This is a genomic window from Streptomyces sp. NPDC033221 (assembly GCF_055577005.1).
Map to the genome: position 1 here is coordinate 235,236 of NZ_JBVIQN010000005.1, position 21,431 is coordinate 256,666.

General features: G+C 72.4%; 18 protein-coding genes and 1 riboswitch. Of the genes, 8 read left to right on the plus strand and 10 right to left on the minus strand.

All coding sequences use genetic code 11. From position 1 onward, the window contains the following. Positions 1–30: 30 nt before the first annotated feature. The 3 genes from ACZ53K_RS08700 (at position 31) to ACZ53K_RS08710 (ending at position 3,642) form a co-directional block, all read left to right on the plus strand. Positions 31–978 carry a MurR/RpiR family transcriptional regulator gene (locus ACZ53K_RS08700; protein ID WP_468833052.1) on the plus strand — a complete coding sequence of 316 codons (948 nt, stop codon included), beginning with the start codon at positions 31–33 and terminating at the stop codon, positions 976–978. 124 nt (positions 979–1,102) lie between these two features. Further along, entirely contained in the window at positions 1,103–2,062 is a 960-nt protein-coding gene (gene murQ / locus ACZ53K_RS08705) for an N-acetylmuramic acid 6-phosphate etherase (RefSeq protein WP_468833054.1), read from the plus strand. Between the two features lie 65 nt (positions 2,063–2,127). Further along, a complete protein-coding gene (locus ACZ53K_RS08710; protein WP_468833055.1) occupies positions 2,128–3,642 on the plus strand; it encodes a PTS transporter subunit EIIC in 1,515 nt (504 codons plus the stop codon). Between the two features lie 13 nt (positions 3,643–3,655). On the opposite strand, the gene ACZ53K_RS08715 is transcribed toward ACZ53K_RS08710, so the two are convergent. The 6 genes from ACZ53K_RS08715 to thrC all read right to left on the minus strand — a co-directional run bounded on the left by ACZ53K_RS08715 (position 3,656) and on the right by thrC (position 10,791). After that, positions 3,656–5,140, minus strand: coding sequence for an alanine/glycine:cation symporter family protein (locus ACZ53K_RS08715; protein ID WP_468833057.1), 1,485 nt, complete (start codon positions 5,138–5,140; stop codon positions 3,656–3,658). A gap of 168 nt (positions 5,141–5,308) precedes the next feature. Beyond that, positions 5,309–6,193: an SDR family NAD(P)-dependent oxidoreductase gene (locus tag ACZ53K_RS08720; RefSeq protein ID WP_468833058.1), complete on the minus strand. Its 885-nt coding sequence runs from the start codon at positions 6,191–6,193 to the stop codon at positions 5,309–5,311. A gap of 241 nt (positions 6,194–6,434) precedes the next feature. Beyond that, positions 6,435–8,060 (minus strand): chaperonin GroEL, encoded by a 1,626-nt coding sequence (gene groL, locus ACZ53K_RS08725; RefSeq protein ID WP_030254570.1) that lies wholly within the window; start codon positions 8,058–8,060, stop codon positions 6,435–6,437. 363 nt (positions 8,061–8,423) lie between these two features. Then, entirely contained in the window at positions 8,424–8,627 is a 204-nt protein-coding gene (locus ACZ53K_RS08730) for a cold-shock protein (RefSeq protein WP_003986833.1), read from the minus strand. A 439-nt stretch (positions 8,628–9,066) separates the two neighbouring features. Further along, positions 9,067–9,345, minus strand: a complete 279-nt coding sequence (locus tag ACZ53K_RS08735) for a MoaD/ThiS family protein (RefSeq protein WP_468833060.1) — start codon at positions 9,343–9,345, stop codon at positions 9,067–9,069. 156 nt (positions 9,346–9,501) lie between these two features. Beyond that, entirely contained in the window at positions 9,502–10,791 is a 1,290-nt protein-coding gene (thrC, locus tag ACZ53K_RS08740) for a threonine synthase (RefSeq protein ID WP_468833061.1), read from the minus strand. A gap of 17 nt (positions 10,792–10,808) precedes the next feature. Continuing rightward, a riboswitch (SAM riboswitch) is annotated at positions 10,809–10,964 on the minus strand. Between the two features lie 160 nt (positions 10,965–11,124). Between thrC and ACZ53K_RS08745 the strand changes: the two genes are divergently transcribed. Beyond that, positions 11,125–12,072: a glucosyl-3-phosphoglycerate synthase gene (locus ACZ53K_RS08745; protein ID WP_468833063.1), complete on the plus strand. Its 948-nt coding sequence runs from the start codon at positions 11,125–11,127 to the stop codon at positions 12,070–12,072. Positions 12,073–12,172: 100 nt separating this feature from the next. Beyond that, positions 12,173–13,633: an alpha,alpha-trehalose-phosphate synthase (UDP-forming) gene (locus ACZ53K_RS08750; protein WP_468833065.1), complete on the plus strand. Its 1,461-nt coding sequence runs from the start codon at positions 12,173–12,175 to the stop codon at positions 13,631–13,633. Between the two features lie 28 nt (positions 13,634–13,661). On the opposite strand, the gene otsB is transcribed toward ACZ53K_RS08750, so the two are convergent. The 3 genes from otsB to ACZ53K_RS08765 all read right to left on the minus strand — a co-directional run bounded on the left by otsB (position 13,662) and on the right by ACZ53K_RS08765 (position 16,353). Then, complete coding sequence (gene otsB, locus ACZ53K_RS08755; RefSeq protein ID WP_468833066.1) at positions 13,662–14,516, minus strand: trehalose-phosphatase; 855 nt, start codon at positions 14,514–14,516, stop codon at positions 13,662–13,664. Positions 14,517–14,722: 206 nt separating this feature from the next. Further along, entirely contained in the window at positions 14,723–14,992 is a 270-nt protein-coding gene (locus tag ACZ53K_RS08760) for a DUF3263 domain-containing protein (protein WP_468833388.1), read from the minus strand. 89 nt (positions 14,993–15,081) lie between these two features. Continuing rightward, positions 15,082–16,353 (minus strand): extracellular solute-binding protein, encoded by a 1,272-nt coding sequence (locus ACZ53K_RS08765; protein ID WP_468833390.1) that lies wholly within the window; start codon positions 16,351–16,353, stop codon positions 15,082–15,084. Positions 16,354–16,636: 283 nt separating this feature from the next. Here ACZ53K_RS08765 and ACZ53K_RS08770 point away from each other — a divergent pair, with 283 nt between their 5' ends. The 3 genes from ACZ53K_RS08770 (at position 16,637) to ACZ53K_RS08780 (ending at position 20,214) form a co-directional block, all read left to right on the plus strand. After that, positions 16,637–17,569, plus strand: coding sequence for an ROK family protein (locus ACZ53K_RS08770; protein ID WP_468833068.1), 933 nt, complete (start codon positions 16,637–16,639; stop codon positions 17,567–17,569). Beyond that, on the plus strand, positions 17,569–18,780 hold the full coding sequence (gene nagA, locus ACZ53K_RS08775) for an N-acetylglucosamine-6-phosphate deacetylase (RefSeq protein ID WP_468833069.1): 1,212 nt from the start codon (positions 17,569–17,571) through the stop codon (positions 18,778–18,780). The genes ACZ53K_RS08770 and nagA overlap by 1 nt, the downstream gene beginning before the upstream one ends. Positions 18,781–19,287: 507 nt before the next feature. After that, entirely contained in the window at positions 19,288–20,214 is a 927-nt protein-coding gene (locus tag ACZ53K_RS08780; RefSeq protein ID WP_468833070.1) for a 1-phosphofructokinase family hexose kinase, read from the plus strand. 210 nt (positions 20,215–20,424) lie between these two features. Here ACZ53K_RS08780 and ACZ53K_RS08785 read toward each other — a convergent pair whose 3' ends face one another. After that, on the minus strand, positions 20,425–21,366 hold the full coding sequence (locus ACZ53K_RS08785) for a carbohydrate-binding protein (protein WP_468833072.1): 942 nt from the start codon (positions 21,364–21,366) through the stop codon (positions 20,425–20,427). Positions 21,367–21,431 lie beyond the last annotated feature (65 nt).

Sequence of the window (21,431 nt, forward strand, 5' to 3'; positions counted from 1 at the left end):
GCGGACCGGCGGTGAAATTATTTTTCAGCTGTGAGCCCCGACCTGAAGGAAACTTTCACGGACTCCGGCGGCGTCGTCCGGGCCGCCCCGAGCCCGCCCGCCCCCGCGGCCCTGGCCGCCAAGGTGCGTACGCTGGCGCCGTCCATGACCCGGTCCATGCAGCGGGTCGCGGAGGCGGTCGCCGGCGACCCGGCCGGCTGTGCCGCACTCACCGTCACCGGCCTCGCGGAGCGCACGGGCACCAGCGAGGCCACCGTCGTGCGCACCTCGCGCCTGCTCGGCTATCCGGGCTACCGCGACCTGCGCCTGGCGCTGGCCGCCCTCGCCGCCCAGCAGGCCACCGGCCGCGCGCCCGCCGTCACCGCCGACATAGCGGTCGACGACGCGCTGCCCGACGTGGTCGCGAAGCTGGCCCAGGAGGAGCAGCAGTGCCTGGCCGACACCGCGGCCGGGCTGGACCTGACGCAGCTGGAGGCCGCGGTCGGCGCGCTGGCCGCCGCCCGGCGCATCGATGTGTACGGCATAGGGGCCTCCAACCTCGTCGGCCAGGACCTGGTCCAGAAACTGCTGCGGATCGGCCTGATCGCGCACGCGCACTCGGACCCGCACCTCGCGGTGACGAACGCGGTCCAGATGCGGGCCGGTGACGTGGCCATCGCGATCACCCACTCCGGGCGCACCACCGACGTCATAGAGCCGCTGCGGGTGGCCTTCGACCACGGCGCGACGACCATCGCGATCACCGGCCGCCCGGACGGCGACATCGCCTCGTACGCCGATCACATCCTCACCACGTCCACGGCCCGGGAGAGCGAGCTGCGCCCCGCCGCGATGTCCTCCCGTACGAGTCAACTGCTCGTCGTGGACTGCCTGTTCGTGGGCGTCGCGCAGCGTACGTACGAGACCGCCGCGCCCGCCCTGTCCGCCTCCTACGAAGCGCTCGCCCACCGCCACTCCCCCCGCACGTCCCACCGCTGACCACCAGGCCACCGGCCCGCCGGCCGCCCGCCGGCCCCGGTCCCCGGCCGCACCCGCCCCGCCCGCCCGCCGTCTCCGTTTCCCCGTACAGAGCCGTACGAGCCCGGAAAGAGCCGCCGCCACCATGACCTCCCCCGCCGAGTACGCACAGCTGCGCGCCCAGCTGGACACGCTCACCACCGAAGCCTTCCGGCCCGAACTCGCCGAGATCGACCGGCTCTCCACCCTGGAGATCGCCCGCACGATGAACGGCGAGGACTCCACCGTCCCCGCCGCCGTCGCCGACCGGCTGCCCGAGATCGCCGCCGCCATCGACGCCACCGCCGAGCGGATGGCCCGCGGCGGCCGCCTGGTCTACGCGGGCGCGGGCACCGCCGGCCGCCTCGGCGTGCTGGACGCGAGCGAGTGCCCGCCCACCTTCAACACCGACCCGTCCGAGGTCGTGGGCCTGATCGCGGGCGGCCCCACCGCCATGGTCGCCGCCGTCGAGGGCGCCGAGGACAGCAAGGAGCTGGCCGCCGCCGACCTGACCGCGCTGGGCCTGACCGCCGACGACACGGTGGTCGGCATCTCCGCCTCAGGACGCACCCCGTACGCGATCGGCGCCGTCGAACACGCCCGTACCGCCTGCGGCGCGCTGACCGTCGGCCTGTCCTGCAACGCGGGCTCCGCGCTGGCCGCGGCAGCCGACCACGGCATCGAGGTGGTCGTCGGCCCCGAACTCCTCACCGGCTCCACCCGGTTGAAGGCCGGCACGGCGCAGAAGCTGGTCCTCAACATGCTTTCCACCATCACCATGATCCGGCTGGGCAAGACGTACGGGAACCTCATGGTGGACGTGCGCGCCTCCAACGAGAAGCTGCGGGCCCGCTCGCGCCGCATCGTGGCGCTGGCCACCGGCGCCGGGGACACGGAGATCGAGGCCGCGCTCGCCGCCACGGACGGCGAGGTCAAGAACGCCATCCTGGTCGTCCTGGCCGGGGTCGACGGGCCGACGGCGGCCCGGCTGCTGGCCGGCTCCCGCGGCCACCTCAGGGCCGCGCTGCACACCGCCCTGCACACCCCGCCCGCTCAGGACGGCTGACCCGGCCGGGCATCTCCCGCCGCCGCCAGCCCGTCCCGGCACGTACGCACAGCAAGGCACCACACATGTCCGATGAGAAGAACCGCGCCACCGCCGCCGCGATCCTCCCCCTGGTCGGCGGCGCCGCCAACGTCACGTCCGTCACCCACTGCATGACCCGGCTGCGCCTCGGCGTCGCGGACCGGTCGCTGGTCCGCGACGATGCCTTGAAGGCGCTGCCCGCCGTCCTGGGCGTGGTGGAGGACGACACGTACCAGATCGTGCTGGGTCCGGGCACGGTCGCCCGCGTCACACCGGAGTTCGCCGCCCTGGTCGACGCCGGCCCCGACGCGGCACCCGCCCCCAAAGCCCCACCTGCCACGTCCATCACCTCCAACCCCGCCGACTCCACACCACCACCGCCACCCACCGCCGCGGAGCTGGCCGCCCAGGGCGCCGCCCTCAAGGCCCGCCAGAAGGCCCGGAACGCCACCCCGGTCAGGCTCTTCCTCCGCCGGATCGCCAACATCTTCGTCCCGCTGATCCCCGCCCTCATCGGCTGCGGCATCATCGCCGGCCTGAACGGCCTGCTGACCAACTTCGGCGCGCTGCCCGCCCTGGTCCCGGCGCTGGCCGCCATCGCCTCCGGTTTCATGTCCCTGATCGCGGTCTTCGTGGGCCACAACACCGCGAAGGAGTTCGGCGGCACACCCGTCCTGGGCGGCGCGGTCGCCGCGATCATCGTGTACGCGGGCGTCGCCAAGGTGACCGTCTTCGGCCAGCAGCTCTCGCCGGGCCAGGGCGGCGTCCTGGGCGCGCTGGGCGCGGCGCTGCTCGCCGTACAGGTCGAGAAGTGGTGCCGCAGGTACGTCCCCGAGTCGCTCGACGTCCTGGTCACGCCGACCGTGACCGTACTGGTCTCCGGGCTGGTCACACTCTTCGGCCTGATGTTCCTGGCCGGTCAGATCTCCACCGCCATCGGCACCTGCGCCGACCGGCTGCTCGCCCACGGCGGCGCCGCGGCCGGGTTCCTGCTCGGCGGCCTCTTCCTCCCGCTCGTCATGCTGGGCCTGCACCAGGCCCTGATCCCCATCCACACCACACTGATCGAACAGCAGGGCTACACGGTCCTGCTGCCCATCCTCGCGATGGCCGGTGCCGGCCAGGTGGGCGCCGCCCTCGCGGTCTACGTCCGCCTCCCGGGCAACCGCTCGGTCCGTACGACCATCAAGTCCGCGCTGCCCGCGGGTTTCCTGGGCGTCGGCGAACCGCTCATCTACGGCGTCTCGCTGCCGCTGGGCCGCCCGTTCGTCACCGCCTGCGTGGGCGGCGCGTTCGGCGGCGGCTTCGTGGGCCTGTTCAACCAGCTCGGCACGGCGGCCGGCTCCACCGCCATCGGCCCGTCCGGCTGGGCCCTGTTCCCCCTGCTCAAGGGCAACCAGCCGCTCGGCGCCACCCTCGTCGTCTACGCCCTCGGGCTGCTCATCGGCTACGCGTCCGGCTTCCTGGCAACGTACTTCTTCGGCTTCGGCAAACAGGCCCTGGCGGACCTGAACGCGGCCCCGGCCGAGGCCGGCCTCAAGGCGGCCGGCGCCACCTGACGTACGCGACGGCTCAGCGCGCCCCCGCCGTCACCCGCTCCCCGCCGCTGCCGCTCTCCGCCGCGGGTCCGGACCGCTCGTCCGGCCAGCACTCCACCCCCGTCAGATCCGGCATCCGGGACCGGGTGAACACCGGGTCGAGGCCGGAGCGGCGCTGGGCCGTGTAGTCGTCCAGGAGACGGAAGGCGATGGCCGAGAGGGGGAGGATGGCCAGCAGGTTGACCAGGGCCATGAAGCCCATGAAGACGTCGGCCAGGTTCCAGACGATGCCGACCGAGCCCAGCGCGCCCAGGAAGACGACGGCGAGGACGACGGCGCGGTAGACGGGCAGGACCCAGCCGCGCCGGGTCATGAAGCCGATGTTGGACTCGCCGTAGTAGTAGTTCCCGATCATGGAGCTGAAGGCGAGCAGGAAGACGACGACCGTCAGCACATGACCGGCCCAGCCGCCGAGCGTGTCGGTCAGCGCGGTCTGGGTGAGGTCGGCGCCCTGACGCCCGCCCGGCTCCGGGGTGGTGGTCAGGATGATGAAGGCGGTCATCGAGCAGATCAGCAGGGTGTCGAAGAAGACGCCGAGGGACTGTACGAGCCCCTGCTTGACCGGGTGGGTGACCTCGGCGGCGGCGCCCGCGTTGGGCGCGGAGCCCAGGCCCGCCTCGTTGGAGAACATGCCGCGCCGGACACCCTGCTGGATCGCCGCGCCGACCCCGCCGGCCGCCAGCTCCTTGAAGCCGAACGCGCCGCCGACGATGTCACCGAAGACCCGCGGCAGATCGTCGAGGTTGAGGAGGACGACGGCGGTGCCCAGCAGCAGGTAGACGACGGCCATGACCGGTACGAGGACGGTCGTGACCGAGGTGATGCGGCGGACCCCGCCGCAGATCGCGATGCCCAGCATCACGGCCAGCAGCAGCCCGACCGCCGGGGCGAACCACGACGATCCGCTGCCGGAGACGGACCCGGAGGCGACCGAGGTGATCGTGTTGGACTGTACGGCGTTGAAGACGAAGCCGAAGGTCACGGTGATGGCGACCGCGAACAGCACACCGGGCCAGCGCTTACCGAGCCCGCGCTGCATGTAGTACGCCGGGCCGCCCCGGTACGTACCCGAGCCCGCGCCGTCCCGGACCTTGTAGAGCTGGGCCAGCGCCGACTCGACGAACGCCGAGGCGCCGCCGACGAGCGCCATCACCCACATCCAGAACACCGCGCCCGCCCCGCCGAGGGTGATGGCGGTGGCGACGCCGGCGATGTTGCCCGTACCGACCCGCGCGGCGGCCGAGATGGTGAAGGCGCCGAAGGACGAGACCGGCTTGGAGCCGTCCGCCCTGGGCTGCGACCTGTCCTTGAGCACGCGCAGCATTTCCGGGAAGAGGCGCAGCTGTACGGCCCGGGAGCGGACCGTGAAATACAGGCCCGCGCAGACCACCAGCGGTATCAGCAGGTAGGTCCAGAGACCGTCGTTGACGTCGACGACCAGGGAATCGAGCGTGCTCATGGGCGTCCTTGCGGGGCGTCCGGGGGCGGGGGCGGCCATCGCGGAAGATCACCTTCCGGCGAGGCTCCGGAAAGTATGGCCGCCACGCCTATACCAGGACCAGCGCCGCCTTACATGCCGTATCTCACATAAAGTGACATAGCAGTGAAGTGTCCTCGCGGCAGGTCCTCACATGGCACAGCCGTGCAGCCCGCCGTCCACGACCAGGTCCTGCCCGGTGATGTACGACGCCTCCCCGGAGGCCAGGAAGGCCACCGCGTCGGCGATCTCCTCGGGCCGCGCGAACCGGCCCGCCGCCGTCTGCGCCCGCAGCTTCGCCGCCTCCGCCGCGGCGATGTCCGAGCCCGCGAACATCGGCGTCTCGACATAGCCGGGACTGACCGAGTTGACGCGGACGCGGCGCCCGGCGAGCGCCGCCGCGAGCGTACGGGCGAGGTTGTGCGCGGCGGCCTTGGTCGCGGAGTGCAGGGTGGCGTCCGCCTGCCCGCGTTGCAGCAGCGACGAGGCGTTGATGACGACGGCGCCGCCGTCCCGCAGCAGTGGCAGCGCCCGCTGGACGACGAAGAAGACACCCTTGAAGTTCACCCCGACCGCGCGGTCGAAGTCGGCCTCGGTGATCTCCTCGAAGGGGGCGGCGGCGTAGCGGCCCGCGTTGGCGAAGATGATGTCGAGGTGCCCGAAGCGGTCGCGTACGGCCTGCACCACGGCGTCGAGATCGGCGACGGAGGCCGTGTCGGCGCGTACGCCCAGCACCCGCCCGGCGGCGGCACCGGCCGCTCCCGTCGCGTCCGTCGTGTCCGCACCGGTCGTTCCGGTTGCGTCCGCAACGGTCGCCTCGCCGCCCGTCACCGCCTCCTGCGCCCTCTCCCTCAGCTGCGCCACGGCAGCGTCGAGGCGGCGCTCGTCCCGGCCGCACACCACCACCCGCGCGCCGTCCGCGAGCAGCCGCCGCGCGGCTGCCAGGCCCACTCCGCTGGTGCCGCCGGTGATCAGGGCGACGGTGTCGGCGGAGAACCGGTCCGGTCGGGCGGTCTGCCCGTTTCGAGTCGTCATGGGGCGATCGTGCCCCGCCGGGCCGGGTGCCGCGCAAGGACCGGCGTACGGATCCGGCACACCTCGGCCGCACGGGAGGCCGCGCGGAAGGCTGTATGGGAGGCCGGATGGGCGTTCGGATGGGAGGTCGCGCGGAAGGCCGTACCGGAAAGCGCACGGCCCCGGAAACGCCGCTGGGGCGGCACCCCCCTGGGAGGAGGGGTGCCGCCCCAGCGATCTGAGGACAGGTGATCCGGGAGGATCAGAAGTCCATGTCACCGCCCGGCATGCCGCCCGGAGCGCCGCCCGCGGCGGCCTTCTCCGGCTTGTCGGCGATGACGGCCTCGGTGGTCAGGAACAGCGCGGCGATCGACGCGGCGTTCTGCAGCGCGGAGCGCGTGACCTTGGCGGGGTCGATGATGCCCTCGGCGATCATGTCGACGTACTCGCCGGTCGCGGCGTTCAGGCCGTGGCCGACGGCCAGGTTGCGCACCTTCTCCACGACGACGCCGCCCTCAAGGCCGCCGTTGACGGAGATCTGCTTCAGCGGGGCCTCCAGGGCCAGCTTCACAGCGGCGGCACCGGTGGCCTCGTCACCTTCGAGCTCCAGCTTCTCGAAGACCGAGGAAGCCTGCAGCAGGGCGACGCCACCGCCGGCGACGATGCCCTCCTCGACGGCCGCCTTCGCGTTGCGAACGGCGTCCTCGATGCGGTGCTTGCGCTCCTTGAGCTCGACCTCGGTGGCGGCACCGGCCTTGATGACGGCCACGCCGCCGGCCAGCTTCGCCAGACGCTCCTGGAGCTTCTCGCGGTCGTAGTCCGAGTCGCTGTTCTCGATCTCGGCGCGGATCTGGTTGACGCGGCCCTGGACCTGCTCGCTGTCACCGGCACCGTCGACGATGGTGGTCTCGTCCTTGGTGATGACGACCTTGCGGGCGCGGCCCAGCAGGTCGAGACCGGCGTTCTCCAGCTTGAGGCCGACCTCCTCGGAGATGACCGTGCCACCGGTGAGGATGGCGATGTCGCCGAGCATGGCCTTGCGGCGGTCGCCGAAGCCCGGGGCCTTGACGGCGACGGACTTGAAGGTGCCGCGGATCTTGTTGACGACCAGGGTCGACAGGGCCTCGCCCTCGACGTCCTCGGCGATGATCAGCAGCGGCTTGCCCGACTGCATGACCTTCTCCAGCAGCGGAAGGAGGTCCTTCACGTTGGAGATCTTCGAGTTGACGATGAGGATGTACGGGTCGTCGAGCGACGCCTCCATACGCTCCATGTCGGTGGCGAAGTACGCCGAGATGTAGCCCTTGTCGAAGCGCATACCCTCGGTGAGCTCCAGCTCCAGACCGAAGGTCTGGGACTCCTCGACGGTGATGACGCCTTCCTTGCCGACCTTGTCCATGGCCTCGGCGATCAGCTCGCCGATCTGGGTGTCGGCGGCGGAGATGGAGGCGGTCGAAGCGATCTGCTCCTTGGTCTCCACGTCCTTGGCCTGCTCCAGCAGGGCGGCGGAGACGGCCTCGACGGCGCGCTCGATGCCGCGCTTGAGGGCCATCGGGTTGGCGCCGGCGGCCACGTTGCGCAGGCCCTCGCGGACCAGGGCCTGGGCCAGGACGGTCGCGGTCGTCGTGCCGTCACCGGCGACGTCGTCCGTCTTCTTCGCGACCTCCTTGACCAGCTCGGCGCCGATCTTCTCGTACGGGTCCTCGAGCTCGATCTCCTTGGCGATGGACACACCATCGTTGGTGATCGTGGGGGCGCCCCACTTCTTCTCGAGGACGACGTTGCGGCCCTTGGGGCCAAGGGTGACCTTGACGGCGTCGGCGAGCTGGTTCATCCCGCGCTCGAGACCGCGCCGTGCCTCCTCGTCGAACGCGATGATCTTGGCCATGTGAAGTGGTCCTCCCGGACTGGGGGTCCCCCCGGACTGCGTCTGGGGGAGGGTGGATACTCCGGACCGCGCTGGCGCCCGCGACGGACGGTCTGCGAGCCGGTGGTTCCTTGCCCCACCTGCCCGCGGACCTCACCGAGTCGGTCCTTAGCTGTCACTCTCACTCGTAGAGTGCTAACGCAATGATTAGCACTCGGCCCAGGAGAGTGCAAGCGGCTTGGAGGAGCTTCCCCTTCGGGGGCCGGGTGTCAAACCGCACCCGTCCGGGTGAGCCGACGCTCCCTTGTACAGCCCACCCAAACACAGAAGGCCCGCGCCCCCACAAGGGGACGCGGGCCTTCGACGCAGCAGTCGGTCGGCGCTTCAGCCGGCCACGCGGACCATGTCCGCCTGCGGCCCTTTCTGGCCCTGCGAGATCTCGAACTCGACCCGCTGACCCTCCTCAAGGGTGCGGTAACCGTCCATCTGGATCGCGCTGTAGTGGACGAATACATCCGCACCACCGTCGACCGCGATGAAGCCGTACCCCTTCTCCGCGTTGAACCACTTGACGGTGCCCTGAGCCATGCCTAACTCCCCTATTACTGGCCCTTGCACAGGACCGCACTCCGCGGACCCGGGTCAGACCTCACCCCCCGACAGGAGGGGGTGTGCGCCGGAACGCGTCGACCGCCGCTGAATGTATCTGTCCAACTGCCCAGCGCAACAGGTCAGTCGGACGAGAATTCTGCTCGCGAACAATCGCAAATACAGGGAGAAATGCCCTTGTTCCAGGGCAAGTCGGGCCGGGCAAAAGCTCACCAACGCGACAAATCATGTCCACACTTCGCGCACAACTTGCCGGGGTCTCTTATGCCTCCGGCACGCGCTCAACGGGGGAACGCCTCAACTGTATCGCCTTTAACAAGACGGAATCACCCCGTCCGCTTCGTGCCGGACGGGGTGATTTCAGCCGTTGGCCCGGGGATGGGCCGAAAAAGATCGTCGGGCCTCCCAGGCGGGCGGCTCAGCAGCCGCCGGCCACCGCCGGGATGATCGAGACGCCCGCGCCGTCCGGCGTCGGCGTCGCCAGGCCCTGCTCGAAGCGCACGTCGTCGTCGTTGACGTACACGTTCACGAAGCGGCGCAGCTTGCCCGTGTCGTCCAGAACGCGGGCCGCGATGCCGGCGTGGTTCTTCTCCAGATCCTTGATGACCTCGGAGAGCGTCGCCCCCTCGGCGGGGACCTCGGACTGGCCGCCGGTGTAGGTGCGCAGGATGGTCGGGATGCGGACGTTGACGCTCATGATGTGCTGCCTTCCAGCTTGCGGGAGGGGTGCGTAGGGGCGCGGGCGCGCCGGTGGGCGCTGGCGCGGACGGAGGCGCGCCGACGCGTACCGGTGTGTGCCGACGCGTACGGATGCGTACGGCCGCGCACGGGTGTGCGGGGCCACGCGCGGCGGTCAGCCCGCCAGACCGGCGGCGCGGAACGCGTCCAGGCTCGGCCGGATGGTGGCCGTGGGCCCGGTCGTCGGCGCGACGGCGTCCAGCGTCTTGAGCCCGTCGCCGGTGTTCAGCACGACGGTGGTCAGCGCCGGGTCGAGCAGGCCGTCCTCGATCAGCTTCTTCGTGACGCCCACGGTCACCCCGCCGGCGGTCTCGGCGAAGATGCCCTCGGTGCGGGCCAGCAGCTTGATCGCATCGACCACCTGCTCGTCGTTGACGTCCTCGACCGCGCCGCCGGTGCGCCGGGCGATGTCGAGCACGTACGGGCCGTCGGCCGGGTTGCCGATGGCCAGCGACTTGGCGATGGTGTCGGGCTTCTGCGGCCGTACGACGTCGTGGCCCGCCTTGAAGGCCGTGGAGACCGGGGAGCAGCCCTCGGCCTGGGCGCCGAAGATCTTGTACGGCCTGTCCTCGACCAGGCCGAGCGCGATCAGCTCCTTCAGCCCCTTGTCGATCTTCGTGAGCTGGGAGCCGGAGGCGATCGGGATGACGATCTGGTCCGGCAGCCGCCAGCCGAGCTGCTCGCAGATCTCGTAGGCGAGGGTCTTGGAGCCCTCGCCGTAGTACGGGCGAAGGTTCACGTTGACGAAGCCCCAGCCCTCGCCGAGCGGGTCGCCGATCAGCTCCGAGCAGAAGCGGTTGACGTCGTCGTAGTTGCCCTCGATGCCGACCAGCTCGCCGCCGTAGACCGCGGCCATGACGACCTTGCCCGCCTCCAGGTCGTGCGGGATGAACACACAGGAGCGGAAGCCGGCGCGGGCCGCCGCGGCGCCGACCGCGCCCGCGAGGTTGCCGGTGGAGGAGCAGGACAGGGTGGTGAAGCCGAAGGCGCGGGCGGCCTCGACGGCGATGGCGACGACCCGGTCCTTGAAGGAGTGCGTCGGGTTGCCGGAGTCGTCCTTGACGTACAGGCCGCCGGTGACGCCCAGCTCACGGGCCAGGTTGTCGGCCTTGACCAGCTTGGTCAGACCGGGGTTGAGGTTCGGCTTGTCCGCGACGTCGGCCGGGACGGGCAGCAGCGGCGCGTAGCGCCAGATGCTGTTGGGGCCCGCCTCGATCTGCTTGCGCAGGCTCTCGGGGTCGCCGGCCGGCAGGTCGTACGCCACCTCCAGCGGCCCGAAACAGGACGCGCAGGCGAAGATCGGTCCGAGGCCGAAGCGCTCGCCGCACTCGCGGCAGGACAGCGCGGCGGCCGGGCCCAGGGAAACGGTGGCGGAAGTGGTGCTTTCAACGGATTGCACAGCCATGGAGGCGAGGCCCTTTCTCCTCATCTTCCTCGCGACGCATCTCGCCGCGAGACGGATTTGGCACCTTCCCTAGCCGGGAGCCTCGCGCGCCGCACGCTGTGCGGCGACGGAGACCGGCTGGAGGGTTGCCGGGGCTTCAACGGGCCGTATCCCTCTGCCCCTCTGGATGAGCGGTATGGCGCTGGGCCGGAACCCAGGCGTTTGTCGCGACCCCGGCATGTCCGGGGCGATCGCGTTGTTCAAGACTGTAGCCGAAGGGATGGGCGGTCGAGACAGCCGTCCGCACCGCGAGATGGATCACATCGCTGGTCCGGGGACGAAGGAGACGCGCACGTGCTGGAAGAGGTGGAGCGCTGGCTGGCCAGCCGGTCCTGGTCGGCCGCGGACCGCCCGCTCGACCGGCTGCTGGCCGCGAAGCGCGAGACGGGGCAGACGGTCTCCGTCGTGCTGCCGGCGCTCGACGAGGAGGCGACGGTCGGCGCGATCGTCGAGGCGATCCGTACGGAGCTGATGACGCCGTCGGTGCCGCTCGTCGACGAGCTGGTGGTGCTGGACTCCGGTTCCACGGACGGCACGGCCAAGGTCGCGGCCGAGGCGGGCGCGCGGGTCGTCCACCGGGACGAGGTGCTGCCGCGGCTGCCCGCGCTGCCGGGCAAGGGCGAGGTGCTGTGGCGCTCCCTGCTGGCCACCGGCGGTGACATCGTCTGCTTCGTCGACGCCGACCTGCGCGAGTTCGACGCCGGCTTCGTCTCCGGGATCGTCGGCCCGCTGCTGACCGACCCGGGCGTGCAGTTCGTCAAGGGCATGTACGACCGTCCGCTGGGCGAGGCGGCGGGCCAGGGCGGCCGGGTCACCGAGCTGGTCGCCCGGCCGCTGCTGAACCTGCACTGGCCGCAGCTCGCCGGGTTCGTGCAGCCGCTGGGCGGGGAGTACGCGGCGCGCCGGTCGCTGCTGGAGCGGCTGCCGTTCCCGGTCGGGTACGGCGTGGAGCTGGGCCTGCTGGTCGACGCGCTGCACACGGCCGGGCTGGACGCGCTGGCCCAGGTCGACGTCGGCGTGCGCAAGCACCGCCACCAGGGCGGCCAGGCGCTCGGCAGGATGGCGGCGGCGATCTACCGCACCGCGCAGCTGCGGCTGGCCCGCGGCCACCTGGTGCGCCCGCGGCTGACCCAGTTCGAGCGCGGCGAGGCGGGCTTCGTGCCGCGCACCTGGGACGTGGACACCGAGGAGCGGCCGCCGATGGCGGAGATACCGGAGTACGCGGCGCGCCGCGCGGCGTGACGCCACCGGTCCGGAGCCCGTTTCCGGCGCGGCGGAAACCGTGACGTTCCGCCTACGCTCCGCACGTTTGAGCGGATCGGTGGCGGGCTAGTCTCGCAACATGGTCTCCGAGCGTTCTGGTGCCAAGGTCCTCGTCGCGTCCAACCGCGGCCCGGTCTCGTACGGGAAGGGGGAGGACGGCACGCTGACCGCCAAACGCGGCGGTGGCGGGCTGGTCTCCGGCCTCTCCGCCATCGGGCCCGACGCCGGGGCGGTGTGGGTGTGCGCCGCCCTCGGGGACGGCGACCGTGAGGCCGCCCGGCGCAGCGGCGGCCACCTGGACACCGCCGACACGGGCGGCCGGCACGTACGCATGCTGGACATCCCCGCCGATGTCTTCACCGATGCCTACAACGGCATCGCGAACTCGGTGCTCTGGTTCGTCCACCACATGCTCTACCAGACGCCGCTGGACCCGTCCTTCGACGACGGCTTCCGCGCGCAGTGGGCGTCGTACGAGGCGTACAACGCGGCCTTCGCGGACGCGCTCGCCCACGAGGCCGCGCCCGGCGCCGTCGTCCTCGTGCAGGACTACCACCTCACGCTGGTGCCCGGCCTGCTCCGCGCCCGCCGCCCCGACCTGCGCATCGGGCACTTCTCACACACACCGTGGGCGCCCGCGGACTACTTCCGGATGCTGCCGGACGACGTGGCCGAGGCGGTGCTGCTCGGGATGCTGGGCGGCGACCGCGCCGCGTTCCTGACGCGGCGCTGGGCCGAGGCGTTCGCGGAGTGCTGCACGGCGGTGCTGGGCGCCGAGGTGCGGCGGGACGCGGACGGAGAGCTGAGCGTCGTCCATGAGGGCCGGACGACCCGGCTCGGTGTGCACGGACTCGGCGCGGACGCGGAGTTCCTGCGGGAGCGCGCGCACCGCCCGGACGTGGACGAGCGGCTGGCGGCGCTGCGGGAGCAGATCGGCGGCCCGGACCGCAAGACGATCGTGCGGGTGGACCGTACGGAACTGTCCAAGAACATCGTGCGCGGGCTGCGCGCCTACCGGGCACTGCTGGCCGGGCACCCCGAGTGGCGCGAACAGGTCGTGCACATCGCGTTCGCCTACCCCTCCCGCCAGGACCTGGAGGTCTACCGCGCCTACACCGACGAGGTCGGGCGGCTGGCCGAGGAGATCAACGAGGAGTACGGCACCCCGGGCTGGCAGCCGGTCGTGCTGCACGTGAAGGACGACTTCGCCCGGTCGCTGGCCGCCTACCGGATCGCCGACGTGGCGCTGGTCAACCCGATCAGGGACGGGATGAACCTGGTCGCCAAGGAGGTCCCGGTGATCTCCGAGGCAGGCTGCGCGCTGGTGCTGTCCCGGGAGGCCGGGGCGTACGCGGAGCTGGGCGAGGACGCGGTCTGCGTCAACCCGTACGACATCTCGGCCACCGCCCGCGCGCTGCACGAGGCGCTGTCCATGGAGGACGGCGAGCGGGCCGAGCGCACGAAGCGGCTGGCCGCGGCGGCCACCGCGCTGCCGCCGGACCGCTGGTTCCTCCAGCAGCTGCGGGCGCTGGAACGCTGACCCGCCCGGCGCCCGCGGACCGCAGCCGTCAGGCGGGCGCCCCCAGCCGGTCCGCGAGGGCGTGCAGCAGCCCGACGACGCCCGGCGGGCCGTCGACGACCAGGTCCGCCCGGCCGGCCAGCTCGGCGACCTCCGCGCTGCCGCTGCACACCAGCACCCCGGCCAGGCCGTCCGAGCGCAGCTTGTCCACGGCGGAGTAGGCGGCGAGGTCGCCGAGGTCGTCGCCGCCGTACAGGACGGTGGCGGCGCCGGTCTCGCGTACGTACTCGGCGAGCGCGACGCCCTTGTCCATGCCGGGCGGGCGCAGTTCGAGGACGTAGCGGCCGGGTTCGACGATCAGACCGTGCCGTTCGGCGAGCGCGTACAGCGGCTCGCGCAGCAGCTCGAACGCGGCCTGCGGGTCCTCGGCGCGGCGGGTGTGCACGGCGATGGCGCGGCCCTTGTCCTCCACCCAGGAGGCATGCCAGGCGCCCAGCTTGTCCAGCACGCCGGGGAGTTCGGCCTGGACGGCGGCGACACCGGGCGGCGGCGCGGGGGCGCGCACCGTGCCGGTCGCCGCGTCCCAGCGCTCGGCGCCGTAGCCGCCGAGGACCACGAGCTGTTCCAGGCCCGGCGCGTCCGTGAACCCGCCGAGGCGGACCGCGACGCCCGCCGGGCGGCCGGTGATCACCACCACCGAGCACAGCAGCGGCGCGAGGCGGGCGAGCGCCGCCACGGCACCGGGGTGCGCGCGGGCTTTCTCCGGGTCGGGCACGATGCCGGCGAGCGTGCCGTCGAAGTCGAGAGCGATCACGGCCCGGCCGGGGCTGTCCAGCAGCGCGGCGAGGCCGTCCCGGCCCGCATCGGTGACCGGCGTCGGCAAGGAGTTCGGGGTGCTGCCCATGGCGACGACATTACCGGTCGTGCGCGGGGGCGTGCCGGGCGTACGGGCGCATCGGGACAGCCGGGGTGGGGACGGGGTGCGGCCGAGGGCGGCCGAGGCGCGGTCTGCAACCGAGGTGCGGTCGGCGGGCGCGGGCCGGGGCCGGCGGGGCGGTGGCCGGGGGCCTGCGGTGACCGTGGGGCCGTGGGCTCGGCCGGGGCCGTGGCTCAGCGGCGGCTGCGCCGGGCCTCGCGTACGCGGCGCAGCCGGTTGACCGTGACCGGGTCGTGGGCGAGCGCCCGCGGGTCGTCCAGCAGGGCGTTCAGCAGCTGGTAGTAGCGGGTCGGCGAGATGCCGAGCCGCTCGCGGATGACCCGCTCCTTGGCGCCCGGCCGGGGCCAGGAGCGGCGCTCGACGCCGAGCACCGCCTCGTCCTGGGGGGACAGTGCTCCTATGCCACCGCCTCCGGTGCCACCGCCGTTGCCGTCGCTCGTCATCACCCGTCCACGATAAGGCCGCGGTACGACAATCCCCCGCCGCCCGCCCGGGACCAGGACCGAGGGGGTGGCGGGGGCGCCGCTCCGGATCACTTGGCGGTGTTGTCCGCCTCGTTCGCCGTGTTCTGGATGTCGCTGAGCACACCGGCCGGGTTGCCGTTGGCGCCCACCGCCGTACCCATCTTCGCCTTGACCGTCTTGCTGACCAGCGGCCAGGAGGTCTTGTCGGCGGGGTAGAACTCGGCGTTCTCCAGCTGGCGCAGGAAGCTGTGCAGCTTGGCGTACTTGCTGTCGGCGAGCATCGCCTGGGACCCGGAGGTGGTGACGGGCAGCAGGCCGTACCCGCCGGAGAAGTCCATGACGTTCTTCTCGTTGTAGACGAAGTCCAGGAACTTGCCGACCTGGTTGCGGTGGCCGTTCTGCTTGAACGCCGTCATCCAGTCGGCGACCCCCATGGTGGCCTTGGCCTTGCCGGAGGGGCCCGGCAGCTCGACGGTGCCGTAATCGACGCCCTTGGCCTCGGCCTGCTTCATCAGGGTGGGGTGGCCGTTGAGCATCCCCACATTGCCGGCCGCGAAGGCGTTGAACGCGTCCTGACGGTTGAGCTTGGCCGGGTCGCCGCCGGTCAGGCCCGCGCCGACCAGGTCCTTCTTCAGCCACTCGAAGGTCTTGACGTTCTCCTTCGAGTCGATCGTGTACTTGCCGATGCTGTCGGTGTAGCTGCCGCCGCCGCTGAGCATCCACATCAGCGTCTCGGCCTGCGTCTCCTCCGGGCCGAGCGGCAGCGCGTACGGCATCTTCACGCCCTTGGCCTTGAGCTTGGCCGCGTCGGCCGCGATCTGCGCCCAGGTCTCGGGCGGGTCGGTGATGCCCGCCTCGGCGAAGAGCTTCTTGTTGTAGAACAGGCGGCGGGTGCTGGCGCCGAAGGGCATCCCGTACTGGCGGCGCTGGTACTCCCCGGCCTGCGCGAGGGCGGGTACGAAGTCGGCCTGGACGGGGATGCTGAGCAGTTGGTCGGCGCCGTAGAGCTTGCCTTCGGCCGCGTAGTCCGCGTACGCGCCGATCTGCGCCATGTCCGGAGCCTTACCGGACTTGACCAGGTCCTCGACCTTCTTGTCGACGTCCTTCCAGCTGTAGACCGAGACATCGACCTTGATGCCCGGGTTCTGCTTCTCGAACTCCTTGGTGAGCTTGTCCCAGTAGTGCTGGGAGGAGTTCGCCTCGTTGTCGCCGTAGTCCGCCGCGATGAGCTTGAGCGTGACGCCGCCGCCGTCGCCCGCGCCGCTGCCGCAGGCGGACAAGGAGAGCGTCATGGCCGTGGTGAGTCCCGCTGCCGCCAGGCTCAAGTACCGCCGCTGCACTGCCATTACCGCCTTTTGTCCCGAATGTTCCGTGCTTGCCGGGGAATGCCCCGTGGCTTCAAGGGCCCGCCCTCAACCGGCATGAACGACGAGTCTCCCCCGTTTACCTACACAAGGTCTACACCACCCCTCATATCGCTTGCGTATCGCCTGTCACACGCGCAGGTCACGCCGTTGCGCGGGGACCCTTCCGGAGCGGAATCCCACCCTCCCCGTGAGCGGAACCACGCCGCCCCCGCGAGTGGACTAGACCTTTCACGGCCGATCGCGCGAAACTGTTCCCGTGAGACACGTCATCGCCCTTGATGTGGGCGGCACCGGAATGAAGGCCGCCCTGGCAGGCGCGGACGGCACACTGCTCCACGAGGCACGGCGCCCCACCGGCCGCGAGCGCGGCCCGGAAGCCGTCGTCGCCTCGATCCTGGACTTCGCCGAGGAACTGCGCGAGATCGGCCGGCAGCGCTTCGGCAGCACCGCCGCCGCGGCCGGCGTCGCCGTCCCCGGCATCGTCGACGACGCCCGGGGCATCGCCGTCTACGCCGCCAACCTGGGCTGGCGCGACGTCCCCCTGCGCACCCTGCTCTCCGAGCGGCTGGGCGGCGTCCCGGTCGCGCTCGGCCACGACGTACGCACCGGAGGCCTGGCCGAGGGCCGCATCGGGGCGGGCCGCGGCGCCGACCGCTTCCTGTTCGTCCCCCTCGGCACCGGCATCGCCGGCGCCATCGGCATCGAGGGACGCATCGAAGCGGGCGCCCACGGCAGCGCGGGCGAGATCGGCCACATCGTCGTACGGCCCGGCGGCCCCGAATGCGGCTGCGGGCAGCGCGGCTGCCTGGAGAAACTGGCCTCCGCCGCCGCCGTCGGCCGCGCCTGGGCCGAGGCCTGCGGCGACCCGCAGGCCACCGCGGCGGACGCCGCCAAGGCCGTCGAGTCCGGCGACGCCCGCGCGCGGGCCGTGTGGCAGGACGCGGTGGACGCCCTCGCCGACGGCCTGGTCACCTCGCTCACCCTGCTCGACCCGCACACGCTGATCATCGGCGGCGGGCTCGCCGAGGCGGGCGACACGCTGTTCGAGCCGCTGCGCGCGGCGGTCCGCGCACGGGTGACCTTCCAGCGGCTCCCCCTGATCGTTCCGGCGGCGCTCGGGGACGCCGCCGGCTGCCTGGGCGCAGGTCTGCTCGCCTGGGATCTTCTCTCCACGGAGGTAACTGCCTGATGCCGCTGCAACAGTCCGGGGACAGCGCCCCGGCCCCCCGGCGCACCGTCCTGACCGGCGCCCGGGTGGCCCTGCCGTCCGGCGTGGCCGACGACGCCCTGGTCGCCTTCGAGGGCACCCGCATCACCAACGCCGCGAGCACCGCCGGGGCGGCCGCCCCGGCCCCCGGCGACCAGGTGATCGACCTGACCGGCCACCTCGTCGTCCCCGGCTTCGTCGACATCCATGTACACGGCGGTGGCGGCGGCTCCTTCTCGTCCGCCGACCCCGGGGAGTGCCTGACGGCGATCCACACCCACCGGCGGCGCGGCACCACCTCCCTGCTCGCCTCGACCGTCACCGGCGACCTCGACGACCTGGCCCGGCAGGCCGCCGTCCTGTCCGAGCTGACCGAGCAGGGCGACCTGGCCGGCATCCACTTCGAAGGCCCGTTCATCTCCCCGCACCGCTGCGGCGCCCACCAGCCCGGCCTGCTGCGCGACCCCGACCCGGCGGACGTGCGCAAGCTCGTCGACGCCACGCGCGGCACCGCGAAGATGATGACGCTGGCGCCCGAACTGCCCGGCGGCCTGGACTCCGTACGCCTGCTCGCCGACGCCGGCGTGATCGCCGCCATCGGCCACACCGACTCCTCGTACGACGCGACCCGCGAGGCCATCGACGCGGGCGCCACCGTCGCCACCCACCTCTTCAACGCGATGCCGCCGCTCGGACACCGCGCCCCGGGTCCGATCGCCGCACTCCTGGAGGACGAGCGGATCACCGTCGAGCTGATCAACGACGGAACGCACCTGCACCCCGCGATCCTGGAAATGGCCTTCCGGGACGCGGGCGCCGACCGGGTCGCCTTCATCACCGACGCGATGGGCGCGGCCGGCATGAACGACGGCATGTACCCGCTCGGCCCCATGACGGTCGAGGTCAAGGACGGCGTCGCCCGCATCAGCGACGGCCCCACCGCCGGCTCCATCGCCGGCTCCACCCTCACCCTCGACCGCGCCTTCAAGCGCGCGCTCACCATCGACGGCCTCACCGTCGACCAGGCCGTACGGGCCCTGTCCGCAAACCCGGCCCGCCTGATCGGCATCAACGACCGCACCGGCTCGATCGCACCGGGCAAGGACGCCGATCTGGTGGTCCTGAACGCTTCGTACGACCTGGTGGGCGTGGTGCGGCGGGGGGAATGGGTGGTGCGGCCGGTGGGGGTGTGAGGCTCCGGGGGGGCGGACGGAGTACAGAGCGGGCTCGGGCGGCTTACGGAGGCGGGGGCGGGCTCGGGCGGCGTACAGGAGTGAGGCTCGGACGGGCTACGGAGGGCGGCGCGCGGGTGGCGTAGGGGCGCGGGCATCGCGTGCCGCGACCCGGGGGGTGCGCCCGGGATACGCCGGAGACGCGCCGGGATACGCCAGGTGCGGAAGGGCCCGCGAGCGCTCCCGCGGGATAGCGCGGCGAAGTGATCCCTCCTGTGGCGCATGGCCATGTGGCCACATGGCCGGTTCGGCGCGCCCGGACCGGTGCCGGCCGTGCGGCGGTCGGCCCAGGGCTGGGCCAACCGCCGCTCGCGATGGCATGATCGCTGCGCACTCGCGCACTCGCGCACTCGCGCACTCGCGCACCCGCGCATCTGCACCCGCGCACCTGTCCGTCCCGTACGGGCCCACCGGCCGCCGGCCCGGCGGGCCACCGTCCGTCCACGTATGTTCCGGGGAGGGGGAACCATGATCCTCACGGTCACGCTGAACGCTGCCCTCGACATCACCTACCGCGTGCCCCGGCTCCAGCCGCACTCCACGAACCGCGTCACCGAAGTCTCCGAACGCCCGGGCGGCAAGGGCCTGAACGTCGCCCGGGTCCTGACCGCGCTCGGCCATGAGGCGGTCGCCACCGGTTTCGCGGGCGGCGGCACCGGCGACGCGCTGCGCTCACTGCTCGCCCAGGAGACCACGGTGACCGACGCGCTGGTCCCGGTGGGCGGCGCGACCCGGCGCACCGTCGCCGTCGTGGACGAGTCCACCGGCGACACCACGCAGCTCAACGAGCCGGGCCCGGTCGTCACGCCCGCCGAGTGGGACGCGTTCATGTCCACCTACCGCGAACTGCTCGCCGACGCGCAGGCGGTGGCCCTGTGCGGCAGCCTCCCGCCGGGCGTGCCCGTCGACGTCTACGCACGGCTGACCCGGGCCGCCCACACCGCGGACGTACCCGTCCTCCTGGACACCAGCGGCGAACCGCTGCGCCGCGGCCTGGCCGCCCGCCCCGACCTCGCCAAGCCCAACGCCGACGAACTGGCCGCCCTCACCGGCTCCACCGAACCCCTGCGCGCCGCCCGCGACGCCCGCCGCCGCGGCGCCCACACGGTGGCCGCCTCCCTGGGCGCCGACGGCATGCTCGTGGTCACCTCGGACGGCGCCTGGCAGGCCGCCCCACCCCGCCGCATCGCCGGCAACCCGACCGGCGCCGGCGATTCCGCGGTGGCCGGCCTGCTCTCCGGCCTGGTGGAGAACCTCCCCTGGCCCGCCCGGCTGGCGCGCGCGGTGGCCTTGTCGGCGGCGACGGTACGGGCCCCGGCGGCGGGGGAGTTCGACCGGGGGACGTATGAGGAGCTGCTGATCGGCGTCACGGTTACGGAGCATCCGGCGGCGTGAGGGCGTGGTGCCGCTCCAGTGAGGAGCGTGGAGCTGTTCCCGTGAGGGGCATGGTGCCGTTCCGGGGCGCCACGGGCGGCCTGACTCCCCTTCAGCGGTGGCGCCGACGGCTCCCGGGAGCCGTCGGCGCGCACACCGGACGGGCTGGACAGGCCGTACGGGCCTGGCGGGCCTGGCGGGCCTGGCGGGCCTGGCGGGCCTGGCGGGCCATCAGCGCTTGACGTGCCCCGCCTTGAGGTACACCCGGTCGAGGTTGACCTCGCACTGATCGCCCTGCTCGCAGGAGATCTTGACGGTGTTGGTGCCCTTGTTGAACTTGGTCCACCGGTACGTGGTCGTCCAGCCCTTGTCCCAGGCGCCCTCGGCGGCATGGGCGAAGTTCGACATGTTGATCTTGTCGGGGGTGCCCCCGTTCACGGCGAGCGTCGTCTTGGCGTCCTTGCCCGGCACGCCGTAATCGATGAGCACCGTGTAATCACCGCTCTCGGGCACGTCCACCGACCAAGTGGCGGAGGCGCCGACCTTGTTCAGCGACACATACGCGCCGTTCGGTGCCTTGGCGCCCGGTACCGACTTGTCCGTGCTCGCCTCCGGGCTGAGCGAGAGCGACGCCGCGGCCTCCTTGGGCAGCGGGCCCCGGGACGGCTTGTCGGACGGCTTCTTGCTGGGCTCGACCGACTCGCCGGCCGTCGGCGTCGGGTCACCGCCGCCCGCTTCGTCCTTCTTGTCGCCGTTCTTGTTGGTGATCATCGCCACGCCGATGCCGATGCAGACCACCGCGACGACCGCGACCGCACCGATCAGCAGGCCCTTGTGGCTGCGCCGGGGCGCGCCGCCGTCGCCGTAGCCGGGGGGCGGGCCCTGGCGGGCGTTGTCGCCGCCCGGGAGCGTCTCGGGGGCCGCGTAGTGGGCATTCTGCTGCCCGTGCTGCTGGGCGGGGACCTGCTGCTGGCCGTACTGCCGCTGCCCGTACTGGCGCTCACCGACCGCGCGCACCTGGTTGTACGAGGCGCGCGGTACGCCCGGCCGGCGCGCTGCCGAGCCGCCGCCCGCCGCGCCCTGCGCGCCTCCCTCGCCGCCCTCGGAGCGGTAGAGGTGGGCGAACGGGTCGTCGTCCTCGGGCGTGCCCGCACCGTTGTTGCCGGCCGTCATTCCGTGTCACTCCCCAGCGGTCTGTGCGAGTTGGCTGTGCTGATCTTCGGGCCCCCGGCGGCGCC